This is a genomic window from Yersinia aldovae ATCC 35236 (assembly GCF_000173735.1).
In the GTDB taxonomy this organism is placed as follows: domain Bacteria; phylum Pseudomonadota; class Gammaproteobacteria; order Enterobacterales; family Enterobacteriaceae; genus Yersinia; species Yersinia aldovae.
The window spans coordinates 1-311 of the sequence record NZ_ACCB01000128.1 but is presented as its reverse complement, the minus strand read 5'-3'; the positions used below and the strand labels follow the sequence as shown (position 1 = coordinate 311).

Genomic DNA, 311 nt, shown 5'->3' with positions numbered 1-311 from the left:
GGATGGCGACGCTCCACGTCCTAAGGGCACCGGGCTGGGATTATTCGTCGCCAAGAAAAACATGCATCTCACCGGGGGGCATCTGGCTATTGCCAGTCAGCCGGGGGTGGGTTCACGGGTGACCATTGCCTTACCCGCGACGCCCGCTCACTATGCTATCGAAAACCCGCTACCTGAAGGATTGTATCTGGTGATGCCTGCACAGATCCCCACCTCACTAATCGGTGAAATCACTCAGGCTCTTGATGGCTGTGAGTTACCCTATTACTCCGCCGCAGACCCATTTCTCACTACTGCCCGTGGGCCTGCAC

Annotated in this window: 1 protein-coding gene; it reads left to right on the top strand. The window is 57.6% G+C overall.

Translation table 11 applies throughout. The annotated features are described in order from the left end of the window. Positions 1 to 311: ATP-binding protein (locus YALDO0001_RS19550; RefSeq protein ID WP_042840697.1), on the top strand; the 311-nt coding region annotated here is incomplete at both ends.